18 protein-coding genes are annotated in these 22,322 nt (G+C 52.9%); 9 read left to right on the forward strand and 9 right to left on the reverse strand.

Annotated elements, in window-relative coordinates:
* Nucleotides 1-26: 26 nt before the first annotated feature.
* Nucleotides 27-1,649 (reverse strand): membrane-bound lytic murein transglycosylase MltF, encoded by a 1,623-nt coding sequence (gene mltF / locus HV213_RS08070; RefSeq protein ID WP_228288621.1) that lies wholly within the window; start codon nt 1,647-1,649, stop codon nt 27-29.
* Between the two features lie 172 nt (nt 1,650-1,821).
* On the opposite strand from mltF, the gene purL reads away from it, so the two are divergent.
* From purL to glnB, 5 genes are all read left to right on the forward strand, one after another.
* Nucleotides 1,822-5,709, forward strand: a complete 3,888-nt coding sequence (gene purL, locus HV213_RS08075) for a phosphoribosylformylglycinamidine synthase (protein ID WP_181485303.1) — start codon at nt 1,822-1,824, stop codon at nt 5,707-5,709.
* A 675-nt stretch (nt 5,710-6,384) separates the two neighbouring features.
* Nucleotides 6,385-7,821 carry a sensor histidine kinase gene (locus tag HV213_RS08080; RefSeq protein ID WP_181485304.1) on the forward strand — a complete coding sequence of 479 codons (1,437 nt, stop codon included), beginning with the start codon at nt 6,385-6,387 and terminating at the stop codon, nt 7,819-7,821.
* Between the two features lie 17 nt (nt 7,822-7,838).
* Nucleotides 7,839-8,543, forward strand: a complete 705-nt coding sequence (gene qseG / locus HV213_RS08085; protein WP_181485306.1) for a two-component system QseEF-associated lipoprotein QseG — start codon at nt 7,839-7,841, stop codon at nt 8,541-8,543.
* Complete coding sequence (glrR, locus tag HV213_RS08090; RefSeq protein ID WP_181485307.1) at nt 8,530-9,867, forward strand: two-component system response regulator GlrR; 1,338 nt, start codon at nt 8,530-8,532, stop codon at nt 9,865-9,867. Before qseG ends, glrR begins: the two co-directional genes overlap by 14 nt.
* Nucleotides 9,868-10,080: 213 nt before the next feature.
* Nucleotides 10,081-10,419, forward strand: coding sequence for a nitrogen regulatory protein P-II (glnB, locus tag HV213_RS08095; protein WP_041146740.1), 339 nt, complete (start codon nt 10,081-10,083; stop codon nt 10,417-10,419).
* 77 nt (nt 10,420-10,496) lie between these two features.
* On the opposite strand, the gene HV213_RS08100 is transcribed toward glnB, so the two are convergent.
* Genes HV213_RS08100 through HV213_RS08110 form a run of 3 tightly spaced genes read right to left on the reverse strand, consistent with a single transcriptional unit; the run spans nt 10,497 to nt 13,531 of the window.
* Nucleotides 10,497-11,603 (reverse strand): glycerol dehydrogenase, encoded by a 1,107-nt coding sequence (locus HV213_RS08100; protein ID WP_181485308.1) that lies wholly within the window; start codon nt 11,601-11,603, stop codon nt 10,497-10,499.
* A 26-nt stretch (nt 11,604-11,629) separates the two neighbouring features.
* Nucleotides 11,630-12,295 carry a transaldolase family protein gene (locus HV213_RS08105; RefSeq protein ID WP_181485309.1) on the reverse strand — a complete coding sequence of 222 codons (666 nt, stop codon included), beginning with the start codon at nt 12,293-12,295 and terminating at the stop codon, nt 11,630-11,632.
* 30 nt (nt 12,296-12,325) lie between these two features.
* On the reverse strand, nt 12,326-13,531 hold the full coding sequence (locus HV213_RS08110) for an MFS transporter (RefSeq protein WP_228288596.1): 1,206 nt from the start codon (nt 13,529-13,531) through the stop codon (nt 12,326-12,328).
* Between the two features lie 53 nt (nt 13,532-13,584).
* On the opposite strand from HV213_RS08110, the gene HV213_RS08115 reads away from it, so the two are divergent.
* Together HV213_RS08115 and HV213_RS33550 are read left to right on the forward strand one after the other, a co-directional pair.
* Nucleotides 13,585-14,565, forward strand: coding sequence for an IS5-like element ISKpn26 family transposase (locus tag HV213_RS08115; protein WP_000019445.1), 981 nt, complete (start codon nt 13,585-13,587; stop codon nt 14,563-14,565).
* Nucleotides 14,547-14,726 carry a hypothetical protein gene (locus tag HV213_RS33550; protein WP_327021786.1) on the forward strand — a complete coding sequence of 60 codons (180 nt, stop codon included), beginning with the start codon at nt 14,547-14,549 and terminating at the stop codon, nt 14,724-14,726. Before HV213_RS08115 ends, HV213_RS33550 begins: the two co-directional genes overlap by 19 nt.
* Nucleotides 14,727-14,853: 127 nt before the next feature.
* Here the strand turns inward: HV213_RS33550 and HV213_RS08120 are convergent, their stop codons facing one another.
* Both HV213_RS08120 and HV213_RS08125 read right to left on the reverse strand, forming a co-directional pair.
* Nucleotides 14,854-15,669, reverse strand: coding sequence for a PfkB family carbohydrate kinase (locus tag HV213_RS08120; RefSeq protein ID WP_181485310.1), 816 nt, complete (start codon nt 15,667-15,669; stop codon nt 14,854-14,856).
* An 82-nt stretch (nt 15,670-15,751) separates the two neighbouring features.
* A complete protein-coding gene (locus tag HV213_RS08125; protein WP_181485311.1) occupies nt 15,752-16,258 on the reverse strand; it encodes an ureidoglycolate lyase in 507 nt (168 codons plus the stop codon).
* Nucleotides 16,259-16,651: 393 nt separating this feature from the next.
* On the opposite strand from HV213_RS08125, the gene HV213_RS08130 reads away from it, so the two are divergent.
* On the forward strand, nt 16,652-17,656 hold the full coding sequence (locus HV213_RS08130; protein WP_181485312.1) for a LacI family DNA-binding transcriptional regulator: 1,005 nt from the start codon (nt 16,652-16,654) through the stop codon (nt 17,654-17,656).
* Nucleotides 17,657-17,699: 43 nt separating this feature from the next.
* On the opposite strand, the gene hmpA is transcribed toward HV213_RS08130, so the two are convergent.
* The gene (gene hmpA, locus HV213_RS08135; RefSeq protein WP_181485313.1) at nt 17,700-18,890 is read right to left on the reverse strand and encodes an NO-inducible flavohemoprotein; all 1,191 of its coding nucleotides are present in this window, start codon (nt 18,888-18,890) and stop codon (nt 17,700-17,702) included.
* Between the two features lie 326 nt (nt 18,891-19,216).
* On the opposite strand from hmpA, the gene glyA reads away from it, so the two are divergent.
* Nucleotides 19,217-20,470, forward strand: a complete 1,254-nt coding sequence (glyA, locus tag HV213_RS08140; protein ID WP_112215441.1) for a serine hydroxymethyltransferase — start codon at nt 19,217-19,219, stop codon at nt 20,468-20,470.
* Between the two features lie 60 nt (nt 20,471-20,530).
* On the opposite strand, the gene HV213_RS08145 is transcribed toward glyA, so the two are convergent.
* Complete coding sequence (locus HV213_RS08145; RefSeq protein ID WP_112215502.1) at nt 20,531-20,953, reverse strand: DoxX family protein; 423 nt, start codon at nt 20,951-20,953, stop codon at nt 20,531-20,533.
* Nucleotides 20,954-21,027: 74 nt separating this feature from the next.
* Nucleotides 21,028-22,221, reverse strand: a complete 1,194-nt coding sequence (locus tag HV213_RS08150) for an ROK family transcriptional regulator (protein ID WP_181485314.1) — start codon at nt 22,219-22,221, stop codon at nt 21,028-21,030.
* Nucleotides 22,222-22,322: the final 101 nt, after the last annotated feature.

The following is a 22,322-nucleotide window of genomic DNA, read 5'->3' on the forward strand; positions in this document are numbered from 1 at the left end:
CTCGGTTAGCGTTTTTAGCAGGCGGCTTACTTTGGTGAAATAAAGCGAGCTAACGGCGGCGTCACGGCATCGCTATGCATCGAGGGTTGCAGGAAAGAGAGCAGGCTGGAAGGTTTCACTTGCTCGGGTATTTCATCCGGCATGACCGCCGGATAGTGTTCGCCAAGCGCCGCAATCTGCGCCTCTTTTCTCTCTTTCTCAGAGAGGTAGCCCACAAGGCTGATATGGTATTTGCGGATATTCTCGACGTAGGCGTAGGCCTCATGACCGCGCGCAAAGCCGTACTTCAGCCGACTGTAATAGTTTTTCTGGCTCAGCAACGGCAGACGCTGCTTCACATCGGCCCAGCTATTGGGGTTGCCTTTCTGCTTTTTGGTTAGCGCCATCGCATCAAGCATATGCGCGTAGCCCATATTGTAAGCCGCTAGCGCAAACCAGATGCGTTCGTCTTTGGGAACGGAGTCCGGCACCTTATTCATCATATCCTGGAGATAACGCATGCCGCCGTCGAGGCTTTGGTCTGCATCGGTACGGTCGGTCAGTCCCAGGCTCTGGGCGGTATTACGGGTGAGCATCATTATTCCGCGTACGCCAGTCGGAGAGGTAGCCTGAGGGTCCCAATGCGACTCCTGCCATGAGATGGCCGCCAGCAGGCGCCAGTCTATCTGCCGGGCATATTTTTCAAACATCGGCTGTAGATCAGGGAGGACGTTCTCCACGGCGCGCAGGAAGGTGCGCGTATCAACATAGTCAAAATCGTTACCGTGACCGAGGTATTTCTCTTCCAGTCGCGCAAGGATGCCGTCTTCATTAATGCTATTGAAGAAATCGAGCATCGCCGCCGACAGGGAATTATCTTCGCCTTTTTCGCTAAACCAGGTTACTGGCTGCTCATCGCTGATATCCAGCGCGACGGCCAGTTCCGGGTGGACGCGCTGGAACAGACTGACGGCGACCGAATCCGCGATGGTGTAATCGAGCCTACCGTCGATCACCGCTTGCATCAGCGCCGTGGTGCCGCGTTTATCATCCACGCGCCAGTCGAGGTCCGGATATTTTTGTTCTTTTAATGCCTGCAGGTCGTTAACCGCCACGTGTCCAGGGGCGATAGCCAATTGCTCAGCTGTAAGATTAGCGAGGCTGCGCGGGCGCAGGCTACCTTTGCGATACACCAGTTGTTGCGAAACGGAATAGTAGGTTGGCCCGGCCTGATAGTTCTTTACCCGTTCAGAGTTGTAGACCAGACCCGCCGCCAGCATGTCGGCTTTTCCCTCATCGAGGTCGTCGAATAGCTGGCTGATATTTTGTCGGACAGTCACCTTCAGCTCGACCCCAAGGTAGTCGGCAAACTGTTGCGCCAGCTCATAATCGAAACCGTAGGTTTTATCATTGATGGACGCGAAGGTCATTGGCGAATTAATGGTGCTAACACGCAGCTCTCCGCGCGCCATAATCCCTGCCACACGGTTCTCTGGTTTCCCCATCCACGGAAGAGACGGCCACAGGGCGGCCGCCAGCAAGAGGGTGACAATGCCGATAAGCAGATAATTAATCTTTAGTTTTTTCAGATAGTTAATCTTCTGCAGCTTTGTGTTCCTCAGCAGACTATGACCGGAAAAAGTAAAAGGTTGTCGTCGAATGAGCGGCATTTTGCTTAAGAATGCGCCAGTTGGCAACTTATTCGCTAACTGTGTCACATTTATTGATAAACCTCGGCAACCATTTTATTTCTACGCAAACGGTTTCGTCGGGACGCAGGATTCACTATAATGGCGCCCGTTTCCCCCGGCTCACCCTGAAAGCTTCGAAGACGAGAGACTTATGATGGAAATTTTGCGTGGTTCACCTGCACTGTCGGCATTCCGTATCAATAAACTGCTGGCACGTTTCCAGGCGGCCAACCTTCCGGTAAGCACGATATATGCCGAGTATGTTCATTTTGCCGATCTCAGCGCTCCACTAAGCGGCGACGATCGTGAGAATCTGGCGAGGTTGCTAAAATATGGCCCGAACTTAAGCAGCCATACCCCAAGCGGCAAGCTACTGCTCGTTACCCCCCGTCCTGGCACTATCTCTCCCTGGTCTTCAAAAGCTACCGACATCGCCCGTAACTGTGGTCTGTCTCAGGTTGTACGCCTGGAGCGCGGCGTTGTGTACTACGTTGAAGCGAGCAGCCTGACTAAAGAGCAGTGGGCGCTGGTGGCGGCTGAACTGCACGATCGAATGATGGAAAGCGTATTTGGCGCGCTGGAAGAGGGCGAAAAGCTGTTTGCTCACCATCAGCCGACCCCGGTCACCAGCGTTGACCTGCTGGGACAGGGTCGTCAGGCGCTGATTGACGCCAACCTCCGTCTGGGGCTGGCGCTGGCGGAAGACGAAATCGACTATCTGCAGGAGGCTTTCCACAAGCTGGGTCGCAACCCGAACGATATCGAACTCTATATGTTCGCGCAGGCTAACTCCGAGCACTGCCGACACAAGATTTTTAACGCCGATTGGGTCATTGATGGCGAGCAGCAGCCGAAGTCGCTGTTCAAGATGATCAAAAACACCTTTGAGAAAACTCCGGACTACGTGCTGTCTGCCTATAAAGATAACGCCGCGGTAATGGAAGGCTCGGCGGTGGGGCGTTATTTTGCTGACCACGAAACGGGTCGCTACGACTTCCACCAGGAAGACGCGCATATTTTGATGAAGGTCGAAACCCACAACCACCCGACGGCGATCTCTCCGTGGCCGGGCGCGGCGACCGGTTCTGGCGGTGAAATCCGTGACGAAGGTGCGACCGGTCGTGGTGCTAAGCCGAAAGCGGGGCTGGTGGGTTTCTCCGTCTCCAACCTGCGTATTCCGGGCTTTGAGCAGCCGTGGGAAGAAGATTTCGGCAAGCCGGATCGTATTGTGACCGCGCTGGATATCATGACCGATGGCCCTCTGGGCGGTGCGGCGTTTAACAACGAATTTGGTCGCCCGGCGCTGAACGGTTATTTCCGTACCTATGAAGAGAAAGTGACCAGCCACAACGGCGAAGAGCTGCGCGGTTATCACAAGCCCATCATGCTGGCGGGCGGTATCGGCAACATTCGCGGCGAACACGTGCAGAAGGGAGAGATTGTCGTTGGCGCGAAGCTGATTGTTCTTGGCGGCCCGGCGATGAACATCGGCCTCGGCGGCGGTGCTGCTTCTTCAATGGCGTCGGGACAGTCTGATGCAGACCTGGATTTTGCCTCCGTGCAGCGCGACAACCCGGAAATGGAACGTCGCTGCCAGGAAGTTATCGACCGCTGCTGGCAGCTGGGCGACGCCAACCCGATTCTGTTTATCCATGACGTCGGTGCTGGCGGTTTGTCCAATGCCATGCCGGAGCTGGTGAGTGATGGCGGCCGCGGCGGTAAATTCCAGTTGCGTGACATCCTCAGCGACGAGCCGGGCATGAGCCCGCTGGAAATCTGGTGTAATGAATCGCAAGAACGCTATGTCATGGCCGTTGCGCCGGAGCAACTGCCGCTGTTTGATGAACTGTGCCGTCGCGAACGTGCGCCATACGCGGTTATTGGCGAAGCGACCGAAGCGATGCATCTGAGCCTTGACGATACCCATTTTGACGATCGACCGATTGATCTACCGCTCGACGTGCTGCTGGGCAAAACGCCGAAAATGACCCGCGATGTGCAGACGCTGAAAGCACAGGGTCAGAGTCTGGATCGCCAGGGCATAACTATTGCCGACGCGGTGAACCGCGTGCTGCATCTGCCGACCGTTGCGGAGAAAACCTTCCTTGTCACCATCGGTGACCGCACCGTGACCGGCATGGTCGCCCGCGATCAGATGGTCGGCCCGTGGCAGCTCCCGGTCGCTAACTGCGCGGTAACCACTGCCAGCCTCGACAACTACTACGGTGAAGCCATGTCAATTGGCGAACGTGCTCCGGTTGCGCTGCTGGACTTTGCCGCTTCCGCCCGCCTGGCGGTTGGCGAAGCGCTAACGAATATCGCCGCGACGCAGATTGGCGCGCTCAATCGCGTGAAGCTGTCGGCAAACTGGATGGCCGCAGCTGGTCACCCGGGTGAAGACGCTGGCTTATATGAAGCCGTTAAAGCGGTTGGCGAAGAGCTGTGTCCGGCTCTGGGACTGACGATTCCAGTGGGTAAAGACTCTATGTCGATGAAAACCCGCTGGCAGGAAGGCAACGAGCAGCGCGAAATGACCTCCCCGCTGTCGCTGGTGATTTCTGCCTTTGCTCGCGTGGAAGATGTGCGCCGCACCGTGACCCCGCAGCTCGCGACCGTTGATAACGCTCTGCTGCTGATTGATTTGGGCAAAGGTAAAAATGCGCTGGGCGCCACCGCGCTGGCGCAGGTTTACCGTCAGTTGGGCGATGTTACCGCGGACGTGCGCGATGTTGCTCAGTTGAAAGGTTTCTGGGAGTCGATGCAGGCGCTGGTGGCTGAAGATAAGCTGCTGGCCTGGCATGACCGGTCCGACGGCGGCCTGCTGGTGACCCTGGCTGAAATGGCCTTTGCTGGTCACTGTGGCGTCAATGTGGATATCGCCGCGCTCGGCAATGACCATCTGGCTGCGCTGTTTAACGAAGAGCTGGGGGGCGTGATTCAGATCCGTGCTGGCGATCGTCAGGCAGTCGAAGCGCTGCTGGCGGCGAATGGCCTGGCAGATTGCGTTCACTACCTCGGACAGGCGACGGCGGGCGACCGCTTTGTTATCGCCGCCGATAGTCATCCGGTATTTAGCGAAAGCCGCACCACGCTGCGTATGTGGTGGGCTGAGACGACCTGGCAGATGCAGCGTCTGCGCGATAACCCGGAGTGTGCCGACCAGGAACATGACGCGAAGGCTAACGACAACGATCCTGGCCTCAACGTGAAGCTTTCCTTCGATATCAACGAAGACATCGCGGCACCTTATATCGCTAGTGGTGCGCGTCCGAAGGTCGCTGTGCTGCGCGAGCAAGGCGTGAACTCCCATGTAGAAATGGCGGCAGCGTTCCATCGTGCGGGCTTTGATGCTATCGACGTGCATATGAGCGACCTGCTGGCGGGCCGTACCGGTCTTGCTGATTTCCAGGCGCTGGTGGCCTGCGGAGGTTTCTCCTACGGTGATGTTTTAGGCGCGGGTGAAGGCTGGGCGAAATCTATTCTGTTCAATGACCGCGTACGCGACGAGTTTGCCACTTTCTTCCATCGCCCACAGACATTGGCGCTGGGCGTGTGCAACGGCTGTCAGATGATGTCTAACCTGCGCGAACTTATCCCCGGCAGCGACCTGTGGCCGCGCTTTGTGCGCAACCACTCTGACCGCTTTGAAGCTCGTTTCAGCCTGGTTGAAGTGACCCAAAGCCCGTCGCTGCTGTTGCAGGGAATGGTGGGGTCAATGATGCCAATTGCCGTTTCTCACGGTGAAGGGCAGGTAGAAGTGCGTGATGGTGCACATCTGGCTCAGCTAGAGAGCAAAGGCCTGGTGGCTCTGCGCTTCGTCGATAACTTTGGTAAGGTCACGGAGAACTACCCGGCTAACCCGAACGGTTCGGCGAACGGCATTACCGCGGTGACCAGCGAAAGCGGACGCGCGACTATCATGATGCCGCACCCGGAGCGTGTATTCCGTACCGTGTCGAACTCCTGGCATCCGGAAAACTGGGGCGAAGACAGCCCGTGGATGCGTATTTTCCGCAACGCGCGTAAACAGCTGGGCTAAGTCTTCTTCGCAAACCTCATTAAGCCTCCTGTAATTGCAGGGGGCTTTTTTTTGTGTGTGTGATGAGCGTGGGAAAAAGGTGTCGGGGATCGCCGACAAACGTGTAATAGCTGTGTCGTCAAAAGGTGACACTTAACTCATTGATTTAAAATGGTGTTAATAAATCACTTATTCGGTGTTGCTAATTAGCGACACTTTGCACAAATAGCAACCATCATCATTACCGTGATAAAATAGTAAAAAGGCATTATTTTTCATTGTGTTAATAAAATGTTTTGTGATGTGGCATAGTTCGTGCATAATTATAACCAGTGGCTCATTCACCTTCTTATGTCAGCCCCCTCGGGAAGCGCTACATAAACCTCGAATGACGCACAAAAAGGTGCCTGCCGTCCAACTCCTGATAACAGCTCTGCTTTATCAGCCATCGGGCGAAACGTCGAGTAAGGCACCGCCTCATTGCTTAATAAAGCCAGGCTCTTGTAGCCTGGCTTTATTATACTCGTCGTCTTTTGTGCTATAGGTGCGTTGGCCGCATCTGTTCACCTCGGTCACTTACTTGAGTAAGCTCCCGGGGATTCTCAGCTTTGCCGCCTTCCTGTAACTCAAAATCCATAGAGTATATTGGGTATATTCAGGTAGCATCGTAGTGAGCTAATGATTGAGACGATATCCTTGAAGCGACTCTCCCTGTTTCCCCGTTCACTGCGCCAACTGGTCACGCTCTCCTTTGTGCTGATCCTGCTCCCGCTATTGGTTCTGGCCTGGCAGGCGTGGCAAAGCCTTAACGCGCTGAGCGCGCAGGCGGCGCATATCAATCGCACCACGCTTATCGACGCCCGGCGCAGCGAGGCGATGATCAATGCTGCGCTGGAGATGGAGCGCAGCTACCGGCAGTATTGCGTGCTGGATGATCCAACCCTGGCGCGGGTCTATCAAAATCAGCGTAAGCGCTACAGTGAAATGCTTGATGCTCACGCGGGGGTTCTGCCGGACGAAAAAATCTGGCAGGTGCTGCGTCAGGATCTCGACGAACTGGCGGAACTCCAGTGCAAAAATAGCGGTCCGACGGTGAAATCTGCCGCCAGCCTGGAAGCTTTTGCCGCTGCCAACAGCGATATGGTCCAGGCGACCCGAACGGTGGTCTACTCTCGCGGGCAGCAGCTACAACAGGAGATTGCCGAACGCGGCCAGTTCTTCGGCTGGCAGGCGCTGGTTCTGTTTCTGCTCAGCCTGGCCCTGGTGCTGCTTTTCACCCGCATGATTATCGGCCCGGTGAAAGGTATTCAGAGAATGATTAATCGGCTGGGTGAAGGAAAATCGCTGGATGATGCCGCGATGTTTACCGGCCCGCGAGAGCTGCGATCCGTCGGCAAACGTATTATCTGGCTGAGCGAACGCCTTGCCTGGTTGGAATCCCAGCGTCATCAGTTTTTGCGCCATCTTTCCCATGAGCTGAAAACGCCGCTGGCCAGCATGCGTGAAGGGACAGAGCTGCTCGCTGACCGCGTGGCCGGGCCGTTAACGCCCGAACAGCAGGAGATCGTGGAGATTCTGGATAGTAGCAGCCGCAATCTACAAAAGCTGATTGAACAACTGCTGGATTACAACCGGCAGCAGGCCGATGGCCCGGTTGCACGCGAGACGGTCAATCTCGCTGAGCTGGTGGACAATGTGGTTTCCGCCCATAGCCTGCCGGCAAGAGCTAAAATGATGCAAACCGAATTGACGCTCACCGAGCGCTTCTGCCTGGCGGAGCCCGAACTTCTGGTGAGCGTACTGGATAATCTCTATTCCAATGCGGTGCACTATGGTGCTGAATCCGGTAACATCCGTATTCATAGCTACCGGCACGGCGAGCAGGTGCGCATTGACGTTATCAATAATGGCGAGCCGATCCCGCCTGCGGAAAAACAGATGATTTTCGAGCCTTTTTATCAGGGAAGCCACCAGCGTAAAGGGGCGGTAAAAGGCAGCGGTCTGGGGCTAAGCATCGCTCGTGACTGTGTACGGCAAATGCAGGGCGAGCTGAGCCTGGTGGATGATAAATCTGGGCTTATCTGTTTTCGTATCACGCTGCCCGCCGCTGAGCCTGGAAAAAACAACGCATAAATTAATATTGGGTGAATATGTCCCACTTCTTCGCATTTGTCCGTCCTCTTAGGGGATGGCTGCTGTCAGGTATTTCTTGCCTGGCGCTGGCGGGATGTTCCGCCTCCACATCACCACAGGCCGCGGATGGTAAAACGCTCTCCGCGCTGCCGCAGCATCAGGTCGCCGATTTTCTCTCGGTAGAGTGCGCCGACATCTGGAATCTGAAAAACGAGACCAGCGATAAAAACCCGCTCTACTGGTTGCGGGGGATCGATTGTGCAGATCGTCTGGCCCCGGCGCAGGCGCGTGCGGAAGCTAAGCTGCATAATGATGACAGCTGGCAGGATGCTTTTAAGCGCGGCATTTTGCTGGCGGATGCCAAAATTACGCCAGATGAACGCCGGGCGCTGGTGAATCGTCTGGATACTTTCAGCCCGCAAATCGCTGCACAGGTACGCCCGCTTTATCAGCTCTGGCGCGAAGGCCAGGGCCGACAACTTCAATTGGTTGATGAGCGTTCCCGCTACGCCAAATTGCAGCAATCCAGCGATGCCGAGCTTGAGGCGCTGCGCCAGCAGGAGCTGGAGTTACGCAGCCAGCTTGAGCTCACCACCCGTAAGCTGGAAAACCTCACCGACATTGAGCGCCAGCTCTCCAGTCGTAAACCAGGAGGCAATTTCAGCTCTGATGCCGGGCACGGCAGCGAGAAAGTCCCGGAGGTGATTCATGACGATCCGTAAACCCGCCCATCTGCTGCTCGTAGATGACGACCCGGGCTTGTTGAAGCTGCTGGGGATGCGTCTTATCAGCGAAGGGTATCGTGTGGTCACTGCCGAAAGCGGCCCGGAGGCGTTGCGTATTTTGGGCCGCGAGAAAGTGGATCTGGTGGTCAGCGACCTGCGGATGGACGAGATGGACGGCCTACAGCTGTTCAGTGAAATTCAGAAGGTCCAGCCGGGGATGCCGGTGATTATCCTGACCGCGCACGGTTCCATTCCTGATGCCGTCGCAGCGACTCAGCAGGGCGTATTCAGCTTCCTGACCAAGCCGGTGGACAAAGACGCGCTGTATAAAGCTATCGACGATGCGCTGGAGCAGAGCGCGCCGACCACCGACGAGCGCTGGCGTCAGGCGATTGTCACCCGCAGCCCGCTGATGCAGCGCTTGCTTGAGCAGGCCGGGATGGTGGCGCAATCGGACGTGAGCGTGCTGATTAACGGCCAAAGCGGCACCGGCAAAGAGATTGTCGCCCAGGCTATTCATAACGCCAGCCCGCGCCACGATAAACCTTTTATCGCTATTAACTGCGGGGCGTTGCCCGAACAACTGCTGGAATCGGAGCTATTTGGTCACGCGCGCGGTGCCTTTACCGGCGCGGTCAGCAGCCGTGAGGGATTGTTTCAGGCAGCCGAAGGCGGCACGCTGTTTCTTGATGAGATAGGCGATATGCCGGTGGCGCTACAGGTGAAACTGTTGCGCGTCCTGCAGGAGCGCAAAGTACGCCCGCTGGGTAGCAATCGCGATATTGATATTGATGTGCGGATTATCTCCGCTACCCACCGCGATCTGCCGAAAGCGATGGCCCGCGGTGAGTTTCGTGAAGACCTGTTTTATCGCCTGAACGTGGTGAATCTGAAAATTCCCCCGCTGGCCGATCGCACGGAAGATATCCCGCTACTGGCTAACCATCTGCTGCGCCAGTCCGCCGATCGCCACAAACCATTTGTCCGCGCGTTCTCTACAGATGCGATGAAGCGGCTGATGGCCGCCAAATGGCCAGGGAACGTACGCCAACTGGTGAACGTGATTGAGCAGTGCGTGGCGCTGACTTCCTCGCCGGTGATCAGTGATGCGCTGGTGGAACAGGCGCTGGAGGGGGAGAATACCGCGCTGCCGACGTTTGTTGAGGCGCGTAATCAGTTTGAGTTGAACTACCTGCGCAAGCTGCTGCAAATCACCAAAGGTAATGTCACGCACGCGGCGCGGATGGCGGGGCGTAACCGCACGGAGTTTTATAAGCTGCTGTCGCGCCACGAGCTCGAAGCCAACGACTTTAAAGAGTAGCTCCGCAACATGACGCAAGTTATGATACGGTTAGCAACCGGTTACGCGATTAAGAGCCTATCCCAGTAGGCGTTATTGTCGCAGGCAGTTTGAACACGGACAGCGCGGAAAAACCGGAGCGTACACGTAGTACGTGAGGATTTTGAGCACTGCCCAGGTTCAAAATGGCAAGTAAAATAGCCTTAATGGGATAGGCTCTAAGACAGGAAAACCATGAAAAAGATTGATGCGATTATTAAACCATTCAAACTGGATGACGTGCGTGAAGCGCTGGCCGAAGTCGGCATCACCGGAATGACGGTAACGGAAGTGAAAGGCTTTGGCCGTCAGAAGGGGCACACCGAGCTGTATCGCGGCGCGGAGTACATGGTGGATTTTCTGCCGAAAGTGAAAATCGAAATTGTCGTTACCGATGACATCGTCGATACCTGCGTCGATACCATTATCCGCACGGCCCAGACGGGCAAAATTGGCGATGGCAAAATCTTTGTCTTCGACGTTGCGCGCGTGATTCGTATTCGTACCGGTGAAGAAGACGACGAAGCGATTTAAGTTTTCAAACTAAGTTATCAAACAGCCCCGGTCGTATCATGCGACCGGGGCTGTTTGTCTCTGTCAATGGCGTTCAGTTATGCTTTTGCCTTGATAAACGCAGATCCATAGCTGTCGGCGGCCAGCAGGGCCGCATAAACGCTATCCTCAGTGATTTTAAACGGCATATTGTGAATCGTCTCTCCCTTCACGCAGGCCAGTCCGGCAACTTTACGCATCTTATTTTCGATATCTTCAGTGACGTTCAACTGCCTGAGCGTTACCGGCAGACCGACATCAATGCACAGCTGTAGAACGGTATTGAGTTCTTCAGTCGGCGCATTTTCCAACATCAGCTGGGTTAACGTGCCGAATGCCACTTTTTCACCGTGATACATCGTATGTGTTTCTTCTAATACGGTAAAACCATTGTGGATAGCGTGGGCCGCCGCCAGGCCACCGCTCTCAAAACCTATGCCGCTTAAATAAGTATTCGCTTCGACAATGTGCTCTACGGCTTCGGTTACCACGTTGCGCTCGACGGCGAGCAAGGCTTTTTTGGCATCAGCAAGCAGCGTCTCATAACACTGTCTGGCAATACCCGTTGCGGCGACGGTGGGGTGCCCGCCAGCCATCGTTGTGGCCGAGCTTTGCAAACAGGCTCGGGCTTCGAACCAGGTCGCCAGCGCATCCCCGATACCTGCTGCCAGTAGCCGTGCAGGCGCATTGGCGACTATCTGCGTATCCACCAGTACCAGCGTTGGGTTGAAAGGCAGGTCGAGGTAAGCGTCGAATTCACCATCATCGGTATAGAGCACGGACCAGGAACTGCACGGCGCATCGGTAGAAGCAATCGTCGGGATAATGACCAGCGGCAAATTCAGGTAGTACGCGACTGATTTTGCTGCATCGATCGTTTTCCCACCGCCAATACCGATAATCGCCGTGCACTGATTTTCTTCGGCTTCAGCCTGAATAGCAGTGATGGCGCTGCGCGAACACTCACCGTTAAACGTCGAAAATTGGCAGGCGATCTTTGCCTCTTCAAAACTGGTGCTAAGCCGATCCTGCGTTAACCCCAGAACAAAGGCATCGCCAAGAACTAAAAATTTTGCGTTAAGGTGTTTTACATAAGTTGCAACCGAACTTAAAAGCCCGGCCCCTTGAATATATTTACCCGGCGACTGAATGATTTTTGCGCTCATTATCTTCTCCTTGATTGAAACGCTGATTATTTAATGGCAAGGCTTCCGTAAGCGGATTGCCAGTCATGCTGAAACTGGGCGACGGCAGCATCGACAGCTGGGTTTTGTAGGAGATTTTTTGCAAGATCAGTGGGCAGCGTGATGCACTCGCAGCCTGCCAGCAGGCAATCAAGGAACTGTTGATTGTTTTTGTAGCTGGCGCCAAACACTTTGCAGTGCGGGGCATGTAAGGCAAGCGCCTTAACCAGGGCGCTGACAATTTCAATACCGTTGCCAGATAGCGCTTCAATGCGGTTGAAATAGGGTGCGACATATTCTGCACCAGCCAGCGCGGCTAACAATCCCTGGGTGGTGGTATAGACGGCGGTTCCCAGCGTTCTGACCTGATGGGCTTTCAGTTTTTTTATCGCTTTCAAACCTTCAGATGTGACGGGAATTTTGATGACAATATTCTCATCCATTGCGCTCAGGCGACGGGCTTCTTCCACCATACCTGCGCAGTCGGAGGCAATAACCTGGGCGAATATCATTCTGTCTTTACCCAATACGGCGCGAATTTGCGGAATAAGCACCGATAGCGCAATACCTGATTTCGCCGTGATGCTGGGATTCATGGTTACGCCAGCCAGCGGTAAATTCTCCTCAAGCAGCTTTATTTCATTAAGATCGGCAGTATCAATATAGATTTTCATAGAGTTATTCCTGATTAATTAAAATGAATTTTATTTTACTAATTTGTGACTGGTCGCGATTTCAACATGTTGCCCACGATATAACCTGGTCCAGGTTAAGGCATAAAATAAAATGAATACAAAGCAGATTAGCGGCATAATAAATCCGGTAGCCATATCGTAATGGTCGGCAATAGCCCCCATGATCATCGGCATAACGGCACCACCCACGATAGACATAACAATAATTGAAGAGGCTTTTTTGGTTTGTCCGCCAAGGCCCGCAATACCGAGTGAGAAAATAGCCGGGAACATGATCGACATAAAATAAAAACTAAGTACTAAAGAAATGGTCGCCAGATAACCATCTGAGTAAATGATAATGACCATCAGCACGGAGTTGATTAGGGCAAATGTTGAAAGAACAACCTGAGTTTTAATTTTACTCAGCAGCATTCCTCCGGTCAGGCGGCCAATCATAAAGAGCCCGAATCCGCCGAAGGCCAGGATCTGCGACGCGCCGCGTTCGGTAATTTGGTAGAAACTTCCCGCGTTCCAGGTCCATGTCGAAGGTAACATACTGGCGAGACTCAGCGTCATGGCTGGTGAGTGTTCGACAACGTAGTTGATAAAGAAACTGAAGATTCCCGTCTGCCCCGCGACATATAAGAACTGGGCGATGACGGCGAAAATAAAATGCGGTAGCTGCCAAAAGGGTTTCTCGCTCGCGTTGATTCGCTCATCTGCTTCAGGTACAACTTCGGGGACTTTGGTTCTGAAGAAGACCAATAGAATCAGGGTCACCGCGAGGAAAATCCCCAGATAGGGTATGAATAACCCGTCGTTAGTCTTAGAAACTTCCCCGGTCGCAGAAAGGACAAAATGGCCGCCAATCAGTGGGCCAAAGATCAGGCCCAGACCGGCGATGGATTGCGATATGTTAAGCCTTGCCGCTCCGCCGTCTTTATTCCCGAGGACAATGACGTAAGGGTTGGCAATGGTTTCGATAAAGGTCAGCCCAGCCGCGAGGATGAAAATACCGGTAAGAAAGAACATATACTCACCATGCACCGTCGCCAGCATAAACGTACTGGTACCGCACATAATCAGCACGAGTCCGATAATTATGCCGGATTTATAACCATAGCGCTGTGCCAGGATCCCCGCAGGAATAGCGACGAAGAAATAGCTAATATAGTTCGCGAACTGAATAAGCGCCGACTTCGCTTTGGTGATCTCTAGGGAAGGTGCGAACAAGTTCCTGATATGAGATCATCATATTCATCCGGAGCGCATCCCAGAGGGACATCATGAGCCATCAACTCACCTTCGCCGATAGTGAATTCAGCACTAAGCGCCGTCAGACCCGAAAAGAGATTTTCCTCTCCCGCATGGAGCAGATTCTGCCATGGCAGAATATGACCGCTGTCATCGAGCCGTTTTATCCCAAGGCGGGCAATGGCCGACGGCCCTATCCGCTGGAGACCATGCTGCGTATTCACTGCATGCAGCATTGGTACAACCTGAGCGACGGTGCCATGGAAGATGCCCTGTACGAAATCGCCTCCATGCGCCTGTTTGCCCGATTATCCCTGGATAGCGCCCTGCCGGATCGCACCACCATCATGAATTTCCGCCACCTGCTCGAGCAGCATCAACTGGCCCGTCAATTGTTCAAGACCATCAATCGCTGGCTGGCCGAAGCAGGCGTCATGATGACCCAAGGCACTTTGGTGGATGCCACCATCATTGAGGCACCCAGCTCTACCAAGAACAAAGAGCAGCAACGCGATCCGGAGATGCATCAGACCAAGAAAGGCAATCAGTGGCACTTTGGCATGAAGGCCCACATTGGTGTCGATGCCAAGAGTGGCCTGACCCACAGCCTAGTCACCACCGCGGCCAACGAGCATGACCTCAATCAGCTGGGTAATCTGCTTCATGGAGAGGAGCAATTTGTCTCAGCCGATGCCGGCTACCAAGGAGCGCCACAGCGCGAGGAGCTGGCCGAGGTGGATGTGGACTGGCTGATCGCCGAGCGTCCCGGCAAGGTAAAAACCTTGAAGCAGCATCCGCGCAAGAACAAAACGGCCATCAACATCGAATACATGAAAGCCAGCATCCGTGCCAGGGTGGAGCACCCGTTTCGCATCATCAAGCGGCAGTTCGGCTTCGTGAAAGCCAGATACAAGGGGCTGCTGAAAAACGATAACCAACTGGCGATGTTATTCACCCTGGCCAACCTGTTTCGGGTGGACCAAATGATACGTCAGTGGGAGAGATCTCAGTAAAAACCGGAAATAACGCCAGAAATGGTGGAAAAAATAGCCTAAATAGGCTGATTCGATGTGTTTGCGGGAAAAAAATCGGCCCAGATCCGCGAAATTTTAATCAGCGAGTCAGCTTGGGAAGAAATGACCTGCTTATTCGCACCTTCCCTAGCGTGTTTTGAAAGTGTTTATTAAGGATATCGATCATGCCGGTGCTGAATCCAAGAACAAGAAACAGCATAGAGATGATGCAAAATATCTTGAATTGGTTATTACCATCTGGAGAAACGAACAATCCTGTTTTTTTCATCACAGCACCGCCTGGTCGTTAAAAAGTTTTTCTATAATATCGTTGTCATATTCCGGCTGCGCGCCTTCTTTAGTGGCAACCCATGATCCTAATGTAGATGCTTTATACATTGCTGCGATGGGTTCAAACTCTGGATTAATTAAGGCGTTGATCATCGCCGCGAAGAATGCGTCGCCGGCACCGATCGTGTTATTAACGTTTACCCGGATAGCTTGTCCTGAGTAAATATGTCCTTCCCGGTAGAGAACCGGGTGTTTATCCCCTCGGGTGATACAGATAATTTTGTCGCCAATAATGTCCACCAGCGCGTATATCTGCTCTTCGATTTTTTCAGCCACAATATTGAAATGGCGGGCAATCTTGTCCAGTTCACTTTCGTTTAACTTAATGAAATCCGCTCGCTGTAAAAACTCACCGACAATCTGAATATCGTTTTGTCCTTCGCGTAAGTTAACGTCAAAACACTTTAGTCCCTGATATATTTGCAGAAAATCAGCAAAGGATTTCTGGTTGAACGTGCTACGCAAAGCGACAGACCCGTAAACAAAGGCGCTGCTGGCGAGGTTTTCCGCATTGTGGCTGATGCTAATGTAGTCCCAGGCGGCGGGAGTATGAATGTCATAGGAGGCATCGCCTGCTGTATCAATTTTGACATCCACAATCCCCGTTCCCACATCCTTGAGAACCTTGATTTCGCTGACATCGCAGCGCCAGTCATTTTTAATGATGCTGAGCGACTGGTTGCCGAGCTTGTCGCTACCCACGCTGGATACCGGGACCGTTCTGCAGCCTAATTTTTGCAGATGATAAGCCACGTTAAGGGTTGCTCCACCCTGTTGAGGAGGGTGGCATTCAACGCAGTCCCAGAGGATTTCGCAGGCTAACAGGCATGAAGGTTTAGCATGGAGCATTGGTGTACTCCCCCTTTTTCACCTCGGGCACAATCACCGTATCAATATCCAGCACTTCGATATCGTCAGGCGTGTGGCGGCCGGACAACAGCATATAAGTAGCGTTTTCTCCATGCAGGGGATACGGGGCAAAGTGCCAGGCGTTGCGGCGCATGATAATGCCGTAAGAGCCATCAAGGTGGATGGCGACCAGTTTGTTGATATCAAATTCACCCACTGGCCCGAGGACGATTACGCTCTCGCCGGTCAAGGGGATAACGGCCTCTTCGGTCTGCATATGGCGTTCAATATTGGCAAGCGTGAAGGGGTGCGGTTTTGCTTTCAGGAAGCTGGCGACCGGTATTTCGGTGAAGTCATTGGCATCGCAGACATCGTGAAAGTAAGTGATGTCGGTACGGTCAACAGAGGGGGTTCTGTTTGCCGGTAAACCGATGAGTTTGGCGTAAGGGGCCAGGTTTTCTGCTGTGGCTTCGATCAATGGGATGGTGATCATTTTCAATACTCCTGATTAATGAAAACGTTGTCTTTTAACGTTTTTAAATTGTCACTTATGTTGTGTTATCTAATTGTTTTTACGTATTAGATTCTCTGGTTTTGGCTTTTATTTTAAAATGACAACGTTGTCATTTGTGGGCATTCTAGCCTGGCGAGAGAAGATCAAAAAGAGAGAACGATCACAGATTGCGATCGTCATCCAGGTGAGAGCTTTCTTGGTTCAGGGCGACAGGAATTGCCAGAAAACAGGTATGTGAAGTAACCTATTGAATAGCTAGAGGGTTTAATTGGATGTCAGGACTCAAGGGGCGTGCCAGAATACGTGAATGGCCTGGCGTAGGCCCCAGGGTCAATGGGTGAAAAGAACGACGGATCGTCTTAAGAGAGAAATATGGCAAGCATTGCAGATATCGCTAAAAAACTTAATTTATCTAACTCTACTGTTTCAAGAGCATTGCGCGATTCGGGACTGGTGACCAAAGAGACCCGAGAAAAAGTGTTACTCGCAGCGCAGGAAGTAGGGTATGAGGTTAACGTTATAGCCAGAAAACTGCGCAGCGGTGAGTCGAAAACGATTGGCGTGATCGTTTCCGATATTACTAACTTATTTCACGGTGAAATCATCACTGCTATCCAGAAAGTGGCAATTGATAATGGCTATACCGTTATTTTTGGCACTTCCTCAGAAGATGAAAATACCGAGCGTGAGCTCATCGATTTGCTAAAAAGCAATATGCTTCAGGGGCTTATCATTGTCCCGACGCATCAATCGATAAATAACATCAGACCCCTGGCACATCTGCCGATCGTTGAAGTTGACCGCCTGTCCGGCCTCGATTCAAGCGACCAGGTGTTGATTAGCAACCATGAAAGCATGAAGCTCGCAACCAACTATCTCATCAGCCAGGGACACAGAAACATACTCTACTGTACCGGTGATTTAGCGATTACTACATTTGATGAGCGCTTGAGTGGGTTTAAAAGCGCAATAGCGGAAGCCGATTCAAATATTACCCACGACGTTTTGTTGGTTAAAGACACGGATAAGTTACAGTCCAGAACCAGCAGTGAGGTCATCAATTTTCTGACGGGTAAAAACAGACCTTCCGCCATTATTGCGGCTAACGATTTTATTGGTGAAGGGGTTATTTCTGCTATTTACAAATGCGGTCTGGCGGTTCCGGAAGATATCTCTTTTCTGATGTTTGATGACCCCAGGTGGGCAAGCTTTTTCCCGACACCATTGACGGTCATTAAGCAGCCTGCATATCAACTGGGTCTGACCGCAGCCAAATTGTTGATTTCTAAAATTGAAAACAAAGAAAAGAGAACCAAGAGCGTTAAGCGCCTGACCGCAGACCTGATCGTCAGACAGTCGGTAGCGAAAGTAGGGTAGAGACGTTGACAGGCCGGTTTCCCGGCCCGCCATTTAAAGTGGCTTACAGCACCTTATGCGGGCCGAAGCACTCGTAATGAATGTTCTCGCTGTTTACGCCCAGCTCAACCAACTGCTTCGCGGCAAACTGCATAAACGCCACCGGGCCGCACAGATAAAACTGCATCTGCGGGTCGCTGAGCTTGTCGGCCAGTACCGATAAATCCATCAAACCTTCGCTATTAAACTGTGCCGCCTGGCGGTCTGCTTCGTTCGGGTTGCGGTACCAGACATGAGAAGTAAACTTCGGCAGGCTTGCCCCCAGCGCTTTTACCTCGTCTGCAAAGGCGTGAACGTCACCGTTTTCTGCGGCATGGAACCAGTTAACCTGCGCCGGATGTTGCGCTTTCGCCAGCACATCCAGCATCGCCAGCATCGGCGTTTGGCCGACGCCGCCGGAGAGCAGCGTGACCGGCGTTTGCACAGCGACGTTGAGGAAGAAATCTCCTGCCGGTGCCGCCAGATAAATCACATCCCCTTCTTTGGCTGAGTGATGCAGCCAGCTCGACACCTGACCGCCATCTTCACGTTTCACCGCAATGCGGTAACCCTTACCATCAGGCTTGCGGGTCAGGGAGTACTGACGGATTTCCTGATGCGGAAAACCTTCCGGCTTCAGCCAGACCGCCAGATATTGGCCTGGATAATATTCAGCTACGGCACTGCCGTCGACAGGTTCAAATTCAAAGCTGGTTATGAGTGCGCTACGCGGGGTTTTCTTCACGATGCGGAACGCACGGGTCCCTTCCCAGCCGCCGGTTTTGCTGGCGCTTTCGCTATAGATTTCCGCTTCACGATTGATAAAGACGTTGGCCAGCACGCCGTAAGCTTTGCCCCAGGCGTCCAGCACTTCCTGGCCCGGACTGAACATTTCGTCCAGGGTGGCCAGCAGATGGGTACCGACAATATTGTACTGCTCTGGTTGGATCTGGAAGCTGGTGTGCTTCTGAGCAATTTTCTCGACCGCCGGCAGCAGGGCGGGCAGGTTCTCAAGATTACTGGCATAGGCAGCAATCGCGTTAAACAGTGCTTCACGCTGATCGCCATTGCGCTGGTTACTCATGTTAAAAATTTCTTTGAGTTCAGGGTTATGCGTAAACATGCGATCGTAAAAATGGGCGGTCAGCTTTGGACCGGTTTCAACCAGCAGGGGAATGGTGGCTTTCACCGTTGCGATGGTTTGGGCGTCGAGCATAGCAGCTTCCTTATATGAGTTATTTTAATGATGTATTTTATATGCATCTTATAAAAATAACCCTGCTTTGTAAATGGTTCTTTAACACTTTGCCGTAAGGTGGTTACAACATGAATTATTTGCATCACAAACCTGAAAAGAAATCCGTTGATAATCTCAGGAACGTTATTGCTCAAAGCCTTGTGTAATGCGGAGCCAATCGTTTGCGTAAAATCATTTGTCAAGACCTGTTATCACAGAATGATTCAGTTATACTGTGGGCCGTTGTCCGATTGGACCGCCTTTTTAGGCCGAAATTTTATCGTTAGCTGAGTCAGGAGATGCGGATGTTAAAGCGTGAAATGAACATTGCCGATTATGATGCCGAACTGTGGCAGGCTATGGAGCAGGAAAAAGTACGTCAGGAAGAGCACATCGAACTGATCGCCTCCGAGAACTACACCAGCCCGCGTGTTATGCAGGCGCAGGGTTCTCAGCTGACCAACAAATACGCTGAAGGATATCCGGGCAAGCGCTACTACGGCGGCTGCGAATACGTGGATATCGTTGAGCAACTGGCTATCGACCGTGCAAAAGAGCTGTTCGGCGCTGACTACGCTAACGTTCAGCCGCACTCCGGTTCTCAGGCTAACTTCGCGGTCTACACCGCGCTGCTGCAACCGGGCGATACCGTTCTGGGTATGAACCTGGCGCAGGGTGGTCACCTGACTCACGGCTCCCCGGTTAACTTCTCCGGTAAACTTTACAACATCATCCCTTACGGCATCGATGAGTCCGGTAAAATTGACTATGAGGACATGGCTAAGCAGGCGCAGACCCACAAACCGAAGATGATTATCGGCGGCTTCTCCGCTTACTCCGGTGTGGTTGACTGGGCAAAAATGCGTGAAATCGCAGACAGCATTGGCGCATACCTGTTCGTTGATATGGCCCACGTTGCCGGTCTCATTGCTGCTGATGTTTACCCGAACCCGGTTCCGCACGCTCACGTTGTCACCACGACTACCCACAAAACCCTGGCGGGTCCGCGCGGCGGCCTGATCCTGGCGAAAGGCGGTAGCGAAGAGCTGTACAAAAAACTGAACTCAGCCGTATTCCCAAGCGCTCAGGGCGGCCCGCTGATGCACGTCATCGCGGCGAAAGCCGTGGCGCTGAAAGAAGCGATGGAACCAGAGTTCAAAGTCTACCAGCAGCAGGTTGCGAAAAACGCTAAAGCGATGGTGGAAGTGTTCCTGAACCGCGGCTACAAAGTGGTGTCTGGCGGTACGGAAAACCACCTGTTCCTGCTGGATCTGGTCGACAAAAACCTGACCGGTAAGGAAGCTGACGCGGCGCTGGGTCGTGCCAACATCACCGTCAACAAAAACAGCGTACCGAACGATCCGAAGAGCCCGTTCGTGACGTCCGGTATCCGTATCGGTTCTCCGGCGGTCACTCGTCGCGGCTTTAAAGAAGCGGAAGTGAAAGAGCTGGCTGGCTGGATGTGCGATGTGCTGGACAATATCAATGACGAAGCGGTCATTGAGCGCGTGAAGGGTAAAGTGCTGGATATCTGCGCTCGCTTCCCGGTTTACGCATAACGCTGAGTTGTTTAAAGCGAAAAAAAGGCCGCGATTGCGGCCTTTTTTGCGTCTGGGGGATTAACGTCGGTCGAGTGAAATAGCGCCAGGCCCGGTTATCGCCAGTAGCAGAAAGGCTCCGGCAATACTGACGTTTTTCCAGAAGTTAATCATATTCGGCAGTACCGCATCGCCGGACATATCCCAATAATGATGGCCAATAACCGCCGTGCCCAGGGTATAAAAAATAAAGAGCACCGCCAGCGGTCGGGTGAAAAAGCCCAGCACAATCAAAATGGCCGCCGGGACTTCCATAATGATGGCAATAATCGCCGCCAGCGTCGGCATCGGCGCGCCGGATGAAGCCATATATTGCACCGTACCGCTAAAGCCCAGCAGTTTTGGGTAGCCAAAAAGAATAAACAGAACCACCACCGCGATACGGGCAATCAACAGCAGTAGGGAGCGGGAAGAGCCAAAATCAAAATAGCGTAGTGTGTTCATAATCAGCTCGTTATGAGAGACGTGTGATTTAAACGTAATACACAATTTTGCGCTCCGCCACGCGCCGCTCGCGATTAACGCAGCGTTTGTAACTGCTCCTCAACGTACAGATAACCGATCCCCATTAGCTGCTGTGCGCGGGTCAGCTTGCCAAAGCCGATTTGGGTAGCGCGGGTTCGCGGGGCATCACGGTGATCAAACGGATTGAAACCAGTTTGTTTGATGATGGTATTTAGCCATTCCTCGCCAAAGCCGCAGCTGCGACCGTACAATAAGATATTGTTTATATTTAATATATTTAGGAAGTTGTAGAGGCTAAGCCCGATGGCATTTGCCGAGTCCTCAACCCATGTATGCAGCCGGGAATCACCCTGCTGCCATTTTTCAATTAAAGCATCGATGGTGAGCGCTTCCGGATTATCCGCGAGGTCGGGCTGTGTTTTAAGCCACATCCTTGCCTGTTTTTTTAAGGCGCTGAGGGAGGCCACGGTCTCCAGGCAGCCGTATCGCCCGCAGTCGCAGGCCACACCATCAGGATTGATAATCGTGTGGCCGATTTGTCCACTGCCGTAAAGGCTACCGCGCCAGACCTGGTCGTTGATAACGAATGAGGAGCCAATACCGTAATCAACGTTGATCACGCAAAAATCCCGGTACTGCCCGTCGTTTTGCCATTTTTCCGCCAGCGCCAGCATCACGCAGTCGTTATCGACCATGACGCGCACATTGAGCTTTTCCTCCAGCAGATATTTCATCTCCACGGGTTGCTTCCAGGGAGCCTGCGGCATGGTTTGTGAGACTCCCGTTCCCGCATCAACCTGTCCATGAACCGCCAGCGCCAGATTGATTTTGCGATTTGGCCAATGCTTACGGAACTGATGCCAGCATTTCTCAATGGCAGCCAACAATGCCTGAGGGGTTGGGGCATCAATGGCATGGTATTCCACATCACCTTTCGCGCTCAGGCAGGCGTTACCAAGCTGACACTCGATGCTGGTTGGCGTGATATTCATGCACAATGTCCAGTCGCCATCGGGCGCGATAAGCCAGGCACCGCTGCTATGCCCGCGCGACAGACGATCGTCCTGTACATTAACGACGCGTCCTTCCTCCTCCAGCTCCTGGAGAATATTACTGACCGCAGGGATAGAGATTTGCGCCAGCCGCGCGAGTGTCGATTTACTAGCCCGTTTCTTGCGATACAGGTATTCCAGTAGTACGCCTTTGTTGTAATGGCGAATTTGCTGATTGTTAATGCAGGCTTTCATAAACTAAACCTTGTTAACTAAATTGCGTGATTATTGTGCGTAAAAGCCGTGATTCTGTCTATTAAACTGCTCTCATTATTTCACTTCAGTATGTCTTGTTA

This window comes from Klebsiella sp. RHBSTW-00484 (assembly GCF_013705725.1).
Classification (GTDB): Bacteria; Pseudomonadota; Gammaproteobacteria; order Enterobacterales; family Enterobacteriaceae; genus Klebsiella.

Coding starts and splice junctions, on each gene's coding strand:
- mltF (WP_228288621.1), bottom strand. CDS start 1,649: ATGCCGCTCATTCGACGACAACCTTTTACTTTTTCCGGTCATAGTCTG.
- purL (WP_181485303.1), top strand. CDS start 1,822: ATGATGGAAATTTTGCGTGGTTCACCTGCACTGTCGGCATTCCGTATC.
- qseG (WP_181485306.1), top strand. CDS start 7,839: ATGTCCCACTTCTTCGCATTTGTCCGTCCTCTTAGGGGATGGCTGCTG.
- glrR (WP_181485307.1), top strand. CDS start 8,530: ATGACGATCCGTAAACCCGCCCATCTGCTGCTCGTAGATGACGACCCG.
- glnB (WP_041146740.1), top strand. CDS start 10,081: ATGAAAAAGATTGATGCGATTATTAAACCATTCAAACTGGATGACGTG.
- HV213_RS08100 (WP_181485308.1), bottom strand. CDS start 11,603: ATGAGCGCAAAAATCATTCAGTCGCCGGGTAAATATATTCAAGGGGCC.
- HV213_RS08105 (WP_181485309.1), bottom strand. CDS start 12,295: ATGAAAATCTATATTGATACTGCCGATCTTAATGAAATAAAGCTGCTT.
- HV213_RS08115 (WP_000019445.1), top strand. CDS start 13,585: ATGAGCCATCAACTCACCTTCGCCGATAGTGAATTCAGCACTAAGCGC.
- HV213_RS08125 (WP_181485311.1), bottom strand. CDS start 16,258: ATGATCACCATCCCATTGATCGAAGCCACAGCAGAAAACCTGGCCCCT.
- HV213_RS08130 (WP_181485312.1), top strand. CDS start 16,652: ATGGCAAGCATTGCAGATATCGCTAAAAAACTTAATTTATCTAACTCT.
- hmpA (WP_181485313.1), bottom strand. CDS start 18,890: ATGCTCGACGCCCAAACCATCGCAACGGTGAAAGCCACCATTCCCCTG.
- glyA (WP_112215441.1), top strand. CDS start 19,217: ATGTTAAAGCGTGAAATGAACATTGCCGATTATGATGCCGAACTGTGG.
- HV213_RS08145 (WP_112215502.1), bottom strand. CDS start 20,953: ATGAACACACTACGCTATTTTGATTTTGGCTCTTCCCGCTCCCTACTG.
- HV213_RS08150 (WP_181485314.1), bottom strand. CDS start 22,221: ATGAAAGCCTGCATTAACAATCAGCAAATTCGCCATTACAACAAAGGC.